Annotated in this window: 12 protein-coding genes; 2 read left to right on the top strand and 10 right to left on the bottom strand. The window is 46.2% G+C overall.

The window, feature by feature from the left end; genetic code table 11:
• Positions 1-19: 19 nt before the first annotated feature.
• Both JNN12_12115 and JNN12_12110 read right to left on the bottom strand, forming a co-directional pair.
• Complete coding sequence (locus tag JNN12_12115; protein ID MBL7979077.1) at positions 20-2,209, bottom strand: hypothetical protein; 2,190 nt, start codon at positions 2,207-2,209, stop codon at positions 20-22.
• 484 nt (positions 2,210-2,693) lie between these two features.
• The gene (locus JNN12_12110) at positions 2,694-4,124 is read right to left on the bottom strand and encodes a glycoside hydrolase family 13 protein (protein MBL7979076.1); all 1,431 of its coding nucleotides are present in this window, start codon (positions 4,122-4,124) and stop codon (positions 2,694-2,696) included.
• A gap of 75 nt (positions 4,125-4,199) precedes the next feature.
• Here JNN12_12110 and JNN12_12105 point away from each other — a divergent pair, with 75 nt between their 5' ends.
• Positions 4,200-5,132: a hypothetical protein gene (locus JNN12_12105; protein ID MBL7979075.1), complete on the top strand. Its 933-nt coding sequence runs from the start codon at positions 4,200-4,202 to the stop codon at positions 5,130-5,132.
• Between the two features lie 323 nt (positions 5,133-5,455).
• On the opposite strand, the gene JNN12_12100 is transcribed toward JNN12_12105, so the two are convergent.
• Complete coding sequence (locus JNN12_12100) at positions 5,456-5,875, bottom strand: helix-turn-helix transcriptional regulator (protein ID MBL7979074.1); 420 nt, start codon at positions 5,873-5,875, stop codon at positions 5,456-5,458.
• A 486-nt stretch (positions 5,876-6,361) separates the two neighbouring features.
• On the opposite strand from JNN12_12100, the gene JNN12_12095 reads away from it, so the two are divergent.
• Positions 6,362-7,705, top strand: a complete 1,344-nt coding sequence (locus JNN12_12095) for an MFS transporter (protein MBL7979073.1) — start codon at positions 6,362-6,364, stop codon at positions 7,703-7,705.
• Positions 7,706-7,866: 161 nt separating this feature from the next.
• Here JNN12_12095 and JNN12_12090 read toward each other — a convergent pair whose 3' ends face one another.
• The 7 genes from JNN12_12090 to JNN12_12060 form a co-directional block, all read right to left on the bottom strand.
• Positions 7,867-8,637, bottom strand: a complete 771-nt coding sequence (locus JNN12_12090; GenBank protein ID MBL7979072.1) for a phytanoyl-CoA dioxygenase family protein — start codon at positions 8,635-8,637, stop codon at positions 7,867-7,869.
• A 4-nt stretch (positions 8,638-8,641) separates the two neighbouring features.
• Positions 8,642-9,499, bottom strand: coding sequence for a phytanoyl-CoA dioxygenase family protein (locus JNN12_12085; GenBank protein ID MBL7979071.1), 858 nt, complete (start codon positions 9,497-9,499; stop codon positions 8,642-8,644).
• Positions 9,500-9,521: 22 nt separating this feature from the next.
• Positions 9,522-10,376 carry a phytanoyl-CoA dioxygenase family protein gene (locus JNN12_12080; protein MBL7979070.1) on the bottom strand — a complete coding sequence of 285 codons (855 nt, stop codon included), beginning with the start codon at positions 10,374-10,376 and terminating at the stop codon, positions 9,522-9,524.
• Positions 10,377-10,403: 27 nt separating this feature from the next.
• A complete protein-coding gene (locus JNN12_12075) occupies positions 10,404-11,525 on the bottom strand; it encodes a L,D-transpeptidase (GenBank protein MBL7979069.1) in 1,122 nt (373 codons plus the stop codon).
• A 99-nt stretch (positions 11,526-11,624) separates the two neighbouring features.
• Positions 11,625-12,740 (bottom strand): L,D-transpeptidase, encoded by a 1,116-nt coding sequence (locus JNN12_12070; protein MBL7979068.1) that lies wholly within the window; start codon positions 12,738-12,740, stop codon positions 11,625-11,627.
• A 55-nt stretch (positions 12,741-12,795) separates the two neighbouring features.
• Positions 12,796-13,707 (bottom strand): L,D-transpeptidase, encoded by a 912-nt coding sequence (locus JNN12_12065; protein ID MBL7979067.1) that lies wholly within the window; start codon positions 13,705-13,707, stop codon positions 12,796-12,798.
• 89 nt (positions 13,708-13,796) lie between these two features.
• Positions 13,797-14,507, bottom strand: coding sequence for a TrkA family potassium uptake protein (locus JNN12_12060; protein ID MBL7979066.1), 711 nt, complete (start codon positions 14,505-14,507; stop codon positions 13,797-13,799).
• Positions 14,508-14,553 lie beyond the last annotated feature (46 nt).

Genomic DNA, 14,553 nt, shown 5'->3' with positions numbered 1-14,553 from the left:
CACGTGTTTTGATAAATTATTATTGTACCAGGTCTCGTATTTCCCGTGTTTCCTCATGCAGCGACAAGAGGAAGTCGAAGAGATAGTCTTTTCCCGCCACTTGTGCCTGATGATGCCAAGGATTCATGACGGTGGAGCGTAGGACAAATAACCCTTCTTTTTTGTAATCGGCTTTACTCACCCTGAGCATTTTAAGCAATGCCGAAACCGACTTGGTGGCGTATTGTGAGGCCATAAACCGTGTACGCGAGACAAAAAAATCCTGAGAATACAAACTTTTACGGGTATCTTGTTTATTGCGGATTGTAAAACGGTCATAGATCATTTGGTTTAGCCGATTCAGTTCTATGAGGCTGCTATCCACCCGCACCAACGTGTCGTCGTGCCACGCCATCGGAACGGCTACAAAACACACAATATTGGTATCGGGCGGGTCATAAACGGGTACGAAGGTAAATGGGAATTTGCTCGTATTTTCTTTTCCAAAAACTTCCTCATCCAAGTATCGGAATAGTTTTTTGTGATGATTTAGGTATTGTGCAAAACGGCGGGTGTTTAAAACACTGGTTCGGATGATTTTGCCATGCCCGTGTGTTTCAAGCGGAATGGTTTTGTGTGCAAGATAACAAGCCGCCGCCGCCGCTCCTGGCTTTGAGCCTTCCAGAATGTAGGGCCCAACAGCATGAATGATCGGTGTATGATCAAGGTGATGGAGGCCGCCTTCTTCTTCCGAGATGTATTGGGCTTTCTGGACGATATGCTCGGTTACAATTCCTTGCTTGAATGCAATGATACCTGCCGGATACGGGATATAGCCCATTTTGTGTGGATCAATCGTAATCGAATCGGCGTCCGGAAATGCCAAAAAGGCTCCATATATTTCGGGGTCGCGCCACGATATTTCGATCGGAGGGCTTAGGGTTTTGCCTTGCCGTGTAATGGTAAAGGACTCACGGACATCCAATTTATCTGCATAGGACTGTAACACATCGCCCATTCCACCAGGTTCTTTTTTTGCAAGATCCGGATGACAAAAAATACTGCGAAAATATCCACCCCACGCGCCATCCACATGCAACCAAAAAGAACGGTTATGGTCCTTATTGAACTCATCACGGAGAAATTTTATGCGATGGACGGGGTCCACCGCTCCTTCTTCGGTTGTACCCGCTACGGCAATGACACTGGCGGTATATTCCTCCGGCTTTTGGTGTAGGAGCAATTCGCGAAGGGCGTGGACATCCATTCGGAATCGGGCATCCACTGGAACGGGTACAACTGCATCCTCACCATAACCCAAGATATTCGCCGCTTTTTTGATACTGTAATGCGCCGATTCCGAGACGTAAAGGCGGGGATTAAGCCCCAGACGATGCAGAACGGTAAATAAACCACGTTTGCTTACATTAAAAAGGCTATTCGCTACATGCTCATTTATTTCATGTAAAACCACTTCCGGAACTTGACGCTTTTCATAAATCAGGTAATGGGCTAAGTTGCGCAGGATGCGTACAGATTGATCAGATTTTAGGGCGATGAGGGTTTGAGGGGGTACTTCCAAAATAGAAATCGTATGGCCCTGTGCCATATTGGGCGTCCGGATTTGGAAGGCGAGTTGGTGTTTTTGGCAATATTCTTGTACTATAAAGGGCAGAAATTGTACGGTTCTGGCCACCCAAAGGGCCTCGATATTGGCCACTGTACCACCAGAACAAATATGCGCCCAAGCAGTTTCTGGATTATAACCCAGCATTTCTGCAATCATTTTACCTACTTTCAATTCTAATGGAACCGTTACCGAGGCCGATTCATCGGTGACATTGTTGGGATTATAGAGCATACCTGCAAAGTACCCCACCACCGAAGGCAAGGTTTGCTCGCTGAGCATATGGGCAATATAACGTGGCGAATAAAACGGGAAGTGGGCTTTTAGCTGATTTAGTACGGTTTCTAACTCGGTATCTAATTGGTCAAACCAGTGCTCATGTTGCCTTCTTTTGGTTCGGCTGATGATGATGGGGTCTTCAGGGAAATAATTGCGTCGCCAATGAATATAATCGTTAAAAATGTTCATGAGCATTTGCGCCCAAACATCGGCATGTTCTGCTTTGGGACCGAGAAACCATGCCGATAGTGGGTTTTGGGTGATCCCCTCAATCTTGCTGGGGTCGTGTAGCCGATTTTGGCTTTTTGCAGGGTGATGTTCCATGTGTTTTTGAACACAATCTACCGCAATTGGCCGCGCCGCATGTATAGGAACCTTGTAAGTGCGTGTCAAATTTTCCGGACAAAATGAGGTGCAAAGTTGTCGGAAGTGCTTTGAGGAACATAGGCCCAAATAGAACTTTGGGGTAAAAGATTAAAAGATACGGCCTGGTTTGGGTCTGTTAGGATTCCATTAAGGGCGAGAGCGAAATCCAGGCTATTGGCTTCTTAAGCGACATAGATGGGTGGTGCATGAACGGATGCCTGATGTACGTTAGGCGATGCTGATGAATGTTGTAAACAAGCATTTGTGGCAAAGCGATGCGAGCCATTTAACCCAAACCTTGCCCTGTCTGCCCTGTGGCAAAAGTTCCCAAACCATGTATTGGCCGTACACAAGGCAAGGGGCCTTCCCCATAAAAAAGATTTTTCCCGAGTGCAGAAAATGCGTCTGGGCAAGGTTATAGGTTTGCTGGTTTTGGAAAAAATCAAGTCCGTTTTAATAAAACTACGCCTGTCATTTCAGGAACCACAATCCCTTCATAGGTTTCTGTGGTTTCGGGCCAAATCTGTTGCCAATGGCCTTCAGGCATGTCAAAAGAGCGCGCTTCGGTTCCTGCATTAATGTACACCAATGCTTCCTGTAGTTCGTCGCGACGACGGAAAATTAGGTTCATGTCTTCTGCATGTACCAACTCATAGTCACCTGTACGCAAAACGGATTGGGTATTGCGTAGGGCGATGGCCTGCTGGTAATAGACAAATAAGTCCCGATCCCACTTTTCCGGTTCTTCCCAAGGGAAAGCGGCGCGACACCCCGGATCATCTCCTCCCGTCATCCCAATCTCGGTTCCGTAGTAAATACAAGGTGCGCCGGGTAAAGTCATGTATAACAAAAAGGCGAGCCGGAGCGCCGTTTTATCTTCTTGCAAAATCCAAAGTGCCCGTGCCGTATCGTGGCTGTCTAACATATTGAGTTGGGCATAAACAATTTCTGGATCATATAGACCCAGCATGTGGGCCAATACCTTGGCATAAGCCGGCGCATCCAGAGCGGATAGGTTCATGAGGTCGCGGCTATAGCCCGGCCGGAGAGAGCGGTTTCCTGCAAAACTCATGGCAGACCAAGCCATCATGTAGTTCATCGTCGCATCCCATTGGTCGCCCTGAAGCCAAGGCTGGGCTTCCACCCAGACCTCGCCCACTATATAGGCTTCTGGATTTGCGGACTTTACGACCTCGCGGAATCGTTGCCAAAAGGTATGGTCTTCAATTTCGTTGCCCACATCAAGGCGCCAGCCATCTATACCAAACGCTAACCAATGACGGGCTACGTCCAAGAAATAATCTTGTACATCAGGGTTGTTGAAATTAAATTTGGGAAGCGCGGCAAGATTCCACCAAGCGTTGTAATTAATCGGCTTGTCATCTTCTGGATACGGTCGTAGCGGCCAGTCGTGTACGGTGAACCAATCTATATAGGGTGAATTTCCTCCATTTTCCAAAATGTGATGGAATTGCCAGAATCCTCGGCTGGCATGGTTGAATACACCATCCAAGACCACTTTCATGTTGCGTGCATGGGCTTCGTCAAGGAGAAGGCGTAGGGCGTCATTTCCACCAAGCAAGGGATCAACGGTGTAATAATCGAACGTGTGGTAACGATGGTTGGCTGCAGAGGAAAAAATGGGATTTAGGTAAAGTGCATTGATCCCCAACGATTGGAGGTAGTCCAATTTTTCTACGATGCCATATAAGTCTCCACCTTGATAACCTTGTTCTTCGGGTGGACTACCCCAAGGTTTAAATTTTAGATGTGGAGGATGAATGACTTGACGTCCTTTTGCAAAGCGGTCGGGGAATATCTGATAAAATATCGCATTTTTCACCCAATTGGGTGTTGAGACAGATTGGGACATAGGGATGAAGGAACGTTTGAAGGTTATTTTGGATGAAAACAAAGTGTTTAAGCTACAATACAACCCGATATCAAAATGACAAAAAACGGACAAGATTTTGATGGCGCATCCCCTTCCGATGAAGTCGTTGCATGGCAGCGTAAAGAACAAGAAATTATGGAGGAATTGACAGAAATGCTTCGCCACATAAAGGTGGTCTCGGAAGATAATACAAACTTTAAAGTTCTTGAACCTGCATTGCCGCCCGAAATAGGATTGAAATTGATGGAATCGCAAGCACAGGCAATAGAAGGCGATGTGGCGGGGGCAAAGGAGGGCATAGAAGCCTTGATGGATCAAATACCGGGGAGCATGGCCTTAAGACTTGCATATGCAAATGTTTTGCTGCAAATTGATCCGGAGGAGATGGAGGAAGGTGCGTATTTAGCGCTATACGAGCGGGCCATCACCATTCTTGGCGTTCATTTGAATGTGGTCTTGAATCAGTTAGACCAGTTTGGTTTTGAGAGTATAGAAGACATTCATTTCCCAAGTAGCTATCCTGAGAATAGTTCTTTTTTAAATAGCCTATATTTCTTGGGACAAGAGCAGGAACTGATGGGGAATTATGACCAAGCGATTGAGTTGGGTATGATACAATTGCAGTTTGATGGGGCAGATATCTTGAATGTACGTCGTCGTCTGGTGGATTGTTTGCTGGTCTGCGAAGAACCACAAATGGCCTTAGAGATTTGTCAAGACTTTGAAGATGATGATTCAGCCGCGATGTTATACGGCAAAGCATTAGCGGCTTTTATGCTGGAGAAAAAACAAGCCCCGCGTTTTCTTCAGGAAGCCATCCAAAAGCACCCTTTGTATGCTTACGAGATGGCGGGGCTGGAAGCGCCTGAAAAAATAGAAGAAGCCTTTGAAATTGATCTTGAATATGCACAATACCTTCATAACTTGTGGGCGGATGTTGAAGGAGCGCAAAAGTTTTTGAAAAAAGAGCTAATGCGGCTTTCGTAACATCCAAGCCTGCTTTTTGCCTAACACCTCATCAGTCAATGAGCAAAGGAAAGGTTGTATGGATAAGCATACGTATTAGGAGATCGGTTCGTGCGTTTTCTTTTAATCTGTTCTGTTCATCTCTTTCGGGAAAGAGGCTGCTCGATTGGGAGTGCCTTTTTCTTTTTGTTTAGCTAAAATGTGTCGTATGAACAAAGCCTTGTAGAATAAAAATATGGTCGAGACCTTGGCGGTGTAGGAAGTAGGGTACTTTCAATTCCTTGTTTTCAAAGTATTTATGCCAAATAAAAATACGTCACTTATCTTTTAGGGTACTACAATGTTTAGCCGGAGAATAAGGCCCGAAAATTTTGCGGGCTAATGCCTACATACTTGGTAAATTTCATGGAAAAGGCATTCGCTCTTCGATATCCCAACATAGAGGCTACCTCATTGACGCTGATGGAGGTTTGACGTAACAATATCTTGGCCAACTCCATACGGTGGAATGTTTCAAAGGACTTATAGGAAAATCCTGTATGTTTCCTGAATGAAAGTGGTGTACTATGCTGGTAAAAGCCAAGTTCGCTCTTCAGTTCATTGATCTTGTAGTTTCCTGTGGTTAGGTTCTCTACCAAGGCATGGTACAGGGTGTGAATGGGTGTTCGGGGCGAAGGTGCTACCCGTCGGAGGTGTGCTAAGTACGCATCGGCTAATGTTTTTGCCAGTGTCAACTCCTCTTGGAAAACAGATTGTGTTTTCATATTCATAAAAAATTAAAGACATTATTTCTGTAAAATTTGCTGCTACAAAGCCGGATTTTAGGGCGTTTCGGGAATGGGAATTGAAGGCATAGAAAAACCTTACGGCCTATCTCAAAGAAGAACATCCTTTTTGCATTTGCTTAAGTCTATTATTAACAATACTATTAATGGGTTATGTGAATTGAAATGTCTTAACACATTCTTGCTTTTTCAATATCTGTAAAAAACGGACAGAAGTCACGGAGAATATTCCGTACTCCATCAGAGCAAGAAACAAGTTGTGAATTTTCTTTGCCTGGAAGCGGTTTTTGGTAGTGGAAGCGTTTGCAAAAAGGGGAGGGAATGGGATAAATTAACTTTTCTGTTAAACTCCTTTGAAAAACAGATCAGACAGATTGATTTTATGAATCTTATCTGTGTGTAGTGCGCTGTGGTACAATGCTGTATTCACAGTTCAATATCTTTATCTCTTCAATTTTTCTCCCTATGACAACCACAGCCCCTAAGCCATCCCTTTCCTTTTGGCAAATTTGGAACATGAGTTTCGGCTTTTTAGGCATCCAGTATGGATTTGGACTACAACAGGCGAATATGAGTCCAATTTTTCGATATCTGGGCGCGGATGAATCCAGTTTACCCGTTCTTTGGCTTGCAGGCCCTATAACGGGCCTTGTGATTCAACCCATTATAGGGGCCATGAGTGATAAAACTTGGACCCGTTATGGCCGTCGCCGCCCGTATTTTCTCATAGGTGCGCTGGTGGGCAGCATTGCGGTCTTGCTTATGCCCTATTCACCCGTACTATGGGTGGCGGTAAGCTTGTTTTGGATTTTGGATGCGGCGATGAATACGGCCATGGAACCCTACCGGGCTTTGGTGGGGGATAAATTAAATGACAACCAGCGAACGGTTGGGTTTGCGGTACAGTCTTTTATGATTGCAGGCGGTCAGATTTTATCTGGATTGATGCCTTTATTCTTGGGATTGGTTGGTATTTCGGCGGTGGCATTGGGACATGGTGTACCAGACATCGTAAAATACTCATTTGTGATTGGGGTTGCAGCGATGTTGGTCACCGTGCTCTGGACGTTTTATACCACAGAAGAATACCCTCCCGAAAACATGGCGGAATTTCGCAAAATGCAAGCCGAAAATGGGGGGTTGTGGAATGCTTTTAAAGAAATTGCAAATGCAGTACGCGAAATGCCGGATGCCATCCGTAAACTTTGGTGGGTCAAACTGGCCACATGGTATGGAATGCCTTTGATGTGGCAGTATTTAGGGCTTTCCATTGCCCGCCATTGCTTTAATGCACCGACTCCCGATTCGCCTGGCTTTGAAGCGGCTTCTCAATGGGGCGGCGTCGCACTAACAGTGATGAATATCACCACGGTGGTTATGTCCATTCTTATTCCAATGGTGGTGCGTAAAATGGGAACCAAGCAAACCTATGCGGTCTTTTTAACTATTGGGGGCGTGGGGTTTCTGGCAATGCTGTTTACCCAAAACATCAACTTGGTCTTGGCGTGTATGACACTGGTGGGTGTGGCTTGGTCTGCCATTATTACAATGCCTTTTATTATTGCCACCGCCGCCGTGCCTGCTGAACGGATTGGCGTGTATATGGGACTTTTGAACGCTTTTATTTGTATTCCGCAAATCATCAATATGGTAACCGTTGGTTCTTTTTATGATTCGCTATTGGGGGGAGACCCTCGGAATGCGTTGGCACTATTGGGCGTATGTTTACTGATAGGTGCTTTTGCGTGTATTTTCTTGAAGGTTGACGGTCGCGTCCAATCGTCTCCTTTGGTGTCAGGAGGACATTAATTGGACTTCATCAATCGTGCGGGTTAAATAATCTTACCTGAACGAAGGAAAATTATTGGAAGTTATACGTACATTCTACGATCAACGGGCATTCCGAAAGGTCTATAATAGATACTGCCGGAATGCCTGTCTTTTATGATTGATCGTGCAAAAGGAAGACCTCAAAAAGAATGACTGCCCGCAAAGGGAAAATGGATTTTTGGATCATACCGGGGACGTGGTATATAGGTATTTACACCACGAACGGCTTTTCCCCGGAACAAAATAGCATGGTGGTCTGGATTCAGGATTTTGGTCGTCACAGGGATGTACCGGAGGGTAAGCCCGATGCGCCATTGATCCGAATGATTGGGTTCTGATCCATGGATAATATTAGGATTGTGTACCGATACATCACCAGGTTGCAGTACCAAGTCTATGGCTTGAGATTCGTCAATGGATTGGGGGTCTAGTCCAGAGCCGAGTACATTGTCTCCGTCGTCATGTTTGCGCAATTCCTCCCAAGACACCAACTTATCATGGTGTGTTCCCGGAATAATGCGCATACATCCATTTTCGGGCGTGGAAGGCGTCGCCGCCAACCAGAGCGTAACCACTTCCATTGGTTCTAATGGCCAATAACTACCGTCTTGGTGCCAGAGCACCTTTTGTCCGGTCTTGGGGGCTTTAGCAATGTAGTGCGCGGCAAACAAGGCCACTTCGTCACCGATAAATTGAGCGGCAATATCCAAGAGCCGTTCGTCTCCGGCAAGACGCCAGATAAATGGATCGTTCACCAACATGTTGTGGTGCAATTGCTCTGGACGGGTACCCGGATAGCGATCTAATAACCAAAATACATGATCGCAGGTCTCTTGTGCCAGTGACTCTGATAGGGCATTTCGGAAGATCAAGTATCCATCATTTTCATATGGTTGTTTTAACGTATTCATTTGGTTAAGTCATTGAAACTTCCCAAGGATTCCCCATACTACTTTCGTGCCATAGCATGGGGAAGTAGGGTCCAGCAAACGGATCTCCGTCGTGACCAGATAAAAGCCGGACATTCATATGCGGATCGGAAGGCGTATCGGCCTTGTAGCAGGTTCCATCGGGCATAAGGTGGGCCACCAGCGAAAGTCGAGGGGCCATACTCAGATTCGGGCGGCTTCCATGTAGTACGCGACAATGATGGAAACTGACTGCGCCCGCCGGAAGTGGGCAAGCCACTGGTTGGAAGGGTTTCCCCGTTTCTATTTCAATGCGCTTTTGAAGGGTGTCCAAATCGTGTTCAAAGAAGTCATTATTGCTGATCAATCCCCAATTATGGCTTCCAGGAACCACTTCCATACAACCGTTTTGCTCGTTGACGTCCACGAGGGCAATCCAAGCTGTAAGCATATTAAAAGGGGTGGCACATTGCCAATAATGATGGTCTTGATGCCATCCAACGGCTCCCGTCCCGACATTTTGAGAGGGTTTATAGAGAAGTTGATCATGCCATAAGCGGATTCCTTTTGCGCCAGAAAGTAGGGCGGCCATTCTGCCAATGACCGGATGGATGACCGTTTTGGCAATCAAGGCATCAGCCCAGTGGGCATTGTCAATTTTGATCATCTGGTTAAGCGGCGTACCCGGCGTATGACTGTTGTAATGCGGTGGTCGTCCAGTCTCGTACACCCCTTCAATCACTTGTGCATGATGGGCACGAATTTCGGCGAGTTCCTCGTCCGAGAAAATGATCGGGGAAATCCAGTAACCATTCTCCTGATAAAACGCAATGTCTTGTTCGGTGGGTAAATGGCCTAAATTCATATATTTATAAGTTTAAACGTGATCATTTTTTATGCCCTGCAGAATTGCGCGTGGCGTGGTAGTTCCAGCCATTGAGTACCAGATGTTCATCGGGGTGGGCAATACCCTCTTCAATATGGTCATCTCCGGCATATAGTTGTGCCAGCACTGTTTTGCGTACCTTCTGCGAACGGTTGGGCATAGATCCATGCAAGGTAAAGTAATGGAAAAAAACAACATCGCCCGCTTCTGCCTCAACAACCGTTGCATGTTCTATGGGGTATTGTGCAAGTAATTCAGACTCGTTTTGCCCATCGGTATTTTGGATACGGCCTAATTTGTGGCTGCCGGGATATACCCGGATACATCCCATCTCATCCGTTGCTTCTGATACATGAATAATACCTGCAATCATGGTATCTTTGACCGAAGGGAAGTAATTCCAATCTTGGTGCATTGGAAAGGGAGAGCCTTTCTCGGCAGGTTTTTGGAAAAGTTTGGTATGATGCAGAACCACATTTTCGCCCATAATGGCAGTTACCACTTCTGAAAAAGCAGGCTCCAACAAGGCCCGGAGCCATAGACCGGAAAATTGCTGAACGTTGTGCGTGTGATAGATCACACTATCCCCGCCATCTAAGCGTTCCATTTCTTTCCCTGCCCAGCGGGCATTGACCGATTCTTGTTTTGCAGAACGGATTTGATCCACAATTCGGTCAAATTCCTGTTCCATCGTTTTTATCTGAGTAGCACTATAAATTCCTTTGGCAAGGTAATAACCGTCGCGGTCAAAAGCGTCTTTAATGGCATTCATTGCATTGTTGTTTGGTGGAAAAAGCGTTTCCAGCATGTTACACAAAAAAGCCGGAAGTTCAGCCCCGGCTTGTATGAAGAACATGTATTTTCGTATCAGCGGTAAATATCTCTATGATTTGGCTTTGGGCTTCCCTGTACTTTGTTTGGTTTTGGGCTGTGGCTGTGGCTTGGGCGCGGGCTTGGCCTTTGGGGATGCGGCTCTCTGTGCCTCTAATCTGATGCGCCTTTCCTCGGCCAATCGTAGTTGATCGAAGGCTTGTTGCTGCGGGGTTCCTGCAGGTACTGCATAAGGATTTTTCGGGAGGGGCATCACACGAACACCAGGTTCTCCTTTAATCCGGGTGAAAAACGAAGGCGTTCCTTTAGGGTCTTTGTGCAGCACCAGAACGGGCGTTCCTTGTTTTTTTACTTTGCAACGTGTCCCATGACAAACCATAGCAGAATCAGAAGCCACCGTTGTCTCCCACGGTTGGGTCCAGGCATAGAGCCAACGGGCATCTTGCCCCCCTAACCGGATACAGCCATGGCTTGCCGGGCCTGTGGTGGGCATAAAATATTGATGGAAGTGGATACCACGCGATTCGTGGATGTTCATCACATATTTCAGGAACCACGTTTCGGTGGAAGGTTTTTTGCCTTTTTTAGGTTTTTGGAGCGCCGGGCTAAGCGTGGAGATACGCGAGGGCTGCTTCCAATTTACATTAAACCGACCCGTTGGCGTGGGGGTCTCATCTTTTCCCGTTACTACCAGACCCCATCGGGTTAGTTTTCCTTTCTCATAAGCGGCAAATGCCTGATTGGTTTTGTCCACCAATAAGAGTTGGTCTAATTTATCGGCTGCTGGCCAAAGACGCTCAAAAGGGGCATATGCCCTGAAATCTAAATGCAGGGGCTGTGGAATAAATAGTGAATCACCCTTTTGTAAATTTTTCAGGTCATTACGGTTGAGAAGTTTAATTAAAGCCTGTGCTCGTCTTGAAGGCACATCAATTTTGTTAATCCCGTATTTTTCATAGAGGTTTAGACGGGCCATTAAGGTGGAAGTCTCAGTCACAAGATGTACATCCCATTTGACATCGGGGATTTTTTGAACATCGCCTCTCATGCTACTATAAAGAGAGTCTAAACCAGCGCGTTCCAGTCCTTCCAAATTCACTTCTGGGTCTTGTGCATAGACCGTTCCTAAGGCCATTAAACCACAAGAAAAAACAAAAAGCAGTTTTTTTATCATAAAAACTCCGGATTATAGGCACTAAAATGCTGAAAATACCTCAAACAAAAAACCTGCTCTCGAAGTTCCGCGAACAGGTTTTTAGCAGACAGATCAGCATTACCGCCGTTTGGCTTGGTTGTTTTTTGGCTTGGTTGTGGTTCGTGGTTTCACCTGTGTGGTTTTGGGCATAGGGCTTGCTACGCCCCGGTTGGCTGTTGTCCCTTTCCCAAGCCTAATTCGATCAAAAATCTTCTGCTGGTCGGTCCCTGCAGGAATGCTATAAGGATCCGTAGGCAAGTCAATGATTTTGAGAATTGGATAACGATTTTTATATACAAACGGTTGTGCTTTGCCCTTGGGGTCTGGGCCAAGTACCAGCACCATGGTGCCTTGTTTGGTAATTTTGCAATCTTTCGATCCCGTACATTCTTCGGCATTGGGCTTCGAGGTTTCCCATACATCCACCCAGTTAAACAGCCATTCGGCATCGGCATCATTCATGCGAACACATCCATGACTGGCAGGGCCTCCTGTGGGCATGGCGTATTGGTGCATATGGATGCCGCGCTTCTCATGAATATTCATCACCCACGTCATATCCCACATTTCATCAGATTCTTTTGGTTTTAACACACCGGGGCTGAGCGAGGAAATGCGGTTTTCTACTTTCCAGTTTACGTTAAACCGTCCTTCAGGAGTTTGAGAGGCATCGGTTCCAGTGTTGATAATTCCCCAACGTCGGAGCACGCCATCTTCATAGGCGGCAAATGCTTGGATTTCTTTGTCTAAGATGACAATCTTATTATGTTCCTTTGCTGCCTGATAATACCGAGGGAAGGGAGAATAGGCCCGCAAATCAAGTCCCAATTGGGTGGGGACCACAAGGGTATCGCCAGGGCGGAGGTCTTCCAAAAGATTTCGGTTGATTAGTTGAATCAATACCTGACCTTCTCGGCTTTGGGTGTCACCTTTGTTAATGCCCATATATTCATACAGGTTTAGGCGGGCCCGCAGTCGAGATTCTTCCTTCACCACATAATAGTCATAAAACACTTGTGGAATTTCGTCCGGATTTCCAATCTGGTTGTCTTGGATGGCACGTAGTGCTTCCTGATTGAAATGGTCCAACGATTTAGGCGGCTCTTCGGCAGGGGGCGTCGTAGATGGTTTGGTAGGCTGTGCCTGAACAACCAAACTTAGCCATAAGGGGAAGAGTAAAAAAAGTTTTTTCATGGAGAATCGGCTCCTGTATTTACGGGTGGTGGTAGTCGTACTATTCGGTTTCTGATCAGCGGCTGGCCTCTGTTGCGCTTTGGTGGCGCTCTCTACGACGGTCAAACATCTTTTGTTGAGGACTTCCTGCCTCTACCGTCCAAGGATCCGGTGGAAGGGAAATCATTTTGAGATGGGGACCTGTTTTTTCTTTTACAAATAGTTTTTTGGCTCGTGGCAGATCTTCTCCTTGAACGATCACCATATTTCCTTGTTCTAAGAGTTGTTTGTTTTTCATCACCCATCCACGATGCCACTCATACACCCATTTTGCATCGGCATCAATCATTCTTACACAACCATGACTCGCTGCCCCAACAACCGGAATGGCATATTGGTGGGTATGAATTCCACGCTCTAAATAAAAGTTAGATACCCAATTCAGGCGCCATTCCTGCCCAGGTGGGCTGTCACTCGAAATCCGAAAATCTTGTCGCCAATTGAAGTTAAAGCGCCCCGAAGGCGTCCAAATGGCTTTTGCACCTTTACGACCCGTACTGACGACCCCCCAACGGGCTAATTTCCCAAATTCGTAGGCGGCATACAGCTGATAGCTTTTATCCACTACAAAAAATTTATCCAACAACTCTGCACCAGCATAATATTTAGGAAATGGAGAATACGTGCGATGGTCTAACCCCAATTGGTTAGGCACAATCAAGGAGTCTGATGTGGAAATACGGCCCATGATATCACGGTTTAGCATTTGCAACAAGGGTTTGTGTTCCTTTCCTACCGATTGCCAGAATGCTTCGGCTGAAGTGGCCTGGATATAAGAATAGGTCACTTCGGGAAGGGTGTCCAAACTTGGGGCTTTGGTTTGGTAAACTTTGGCCAAGGCGCGTTGATCAAATACGCCGGATTGTTGGGCAACGACCCAAGAAAGGCTTGCCAGTAAGATGCTGAAAATAAAAAGCCTGACACGCATTATATAGATGAATTTGGGTGGTGAAATACGTGATTGGAATTAATCAATCAAGCTAAGAAAAAACAAGGTGTTTCCCAAGTTAAAAACTGTTAATTTTGGCAGGCGCGTGCAAGGTCTCGTAGTTGATTGCCAACACCCATAACAATCAAGGTTTGTCCGGCTTCAATAATCGTTTGTGCGTCGGGATTAAAGAGGGTTTCATTCTTGATGGGATCGTGGATGGCAATAATAATGGCGCCAAAGGCTTGTCGGATATTCAGCATGGCCAGTGATTTTCCGTTGAACCGCGCATCAGGGCCCACCAACATCTCATCCATTTCTACTTTAAGGTTACGGAACGTATCCAGTTCTTCCATAAACGAATGAACGAGTGGACGGGTGAGCAGTTGGGTCATACGGGTTGCGCCAATCTCATATGGAGAGATAACCTTGTCTGCACCAGCACGGGTGAGCAGGGAACGGTTGTGTGGTGTCGCATAATCGGTTCGGGCCAAAATAAATAAGTTAGGATTCATGCCTCTGGCCATCAAGGCCAAAAAAGCATTGTCGCGGTCTTGTTCTAATGCAAGTACCAATTTTTTGGCCCGGAGAATCCCCGCTTTGTCGAGGGTTTCTTCTTCTGCATTTCCCAGAATATACAGGTAGCCCGCCGTTTGCATCCGAGCGGCCCGTTCTTCGCTTAATTCGATCACTACAAAAGGGTGCTCTGCTTCTTGAAGACCTTGTGCAACTCGTTCGCCGATACGGCCAAAACCGCAAATAATGGTATGATCCGAGAGTGCTTCAATGGCGTGTTTCATACGGCGTTCAAATAATTGTGTTTTTCCAAGCATGTATTCAACCGAA

Source organism: Bacteroidetes Order II. bacterium (genome assembly GCA_016788705.1).
Taxonomy (GTDB): Bacteria; Bacteroidota; Rhodothermia; order Rhodothermales; family UBA2364; genus UBA2364.
This window is presented reverse-complemented; position numbering and strand designations above follow the sequence as displayed.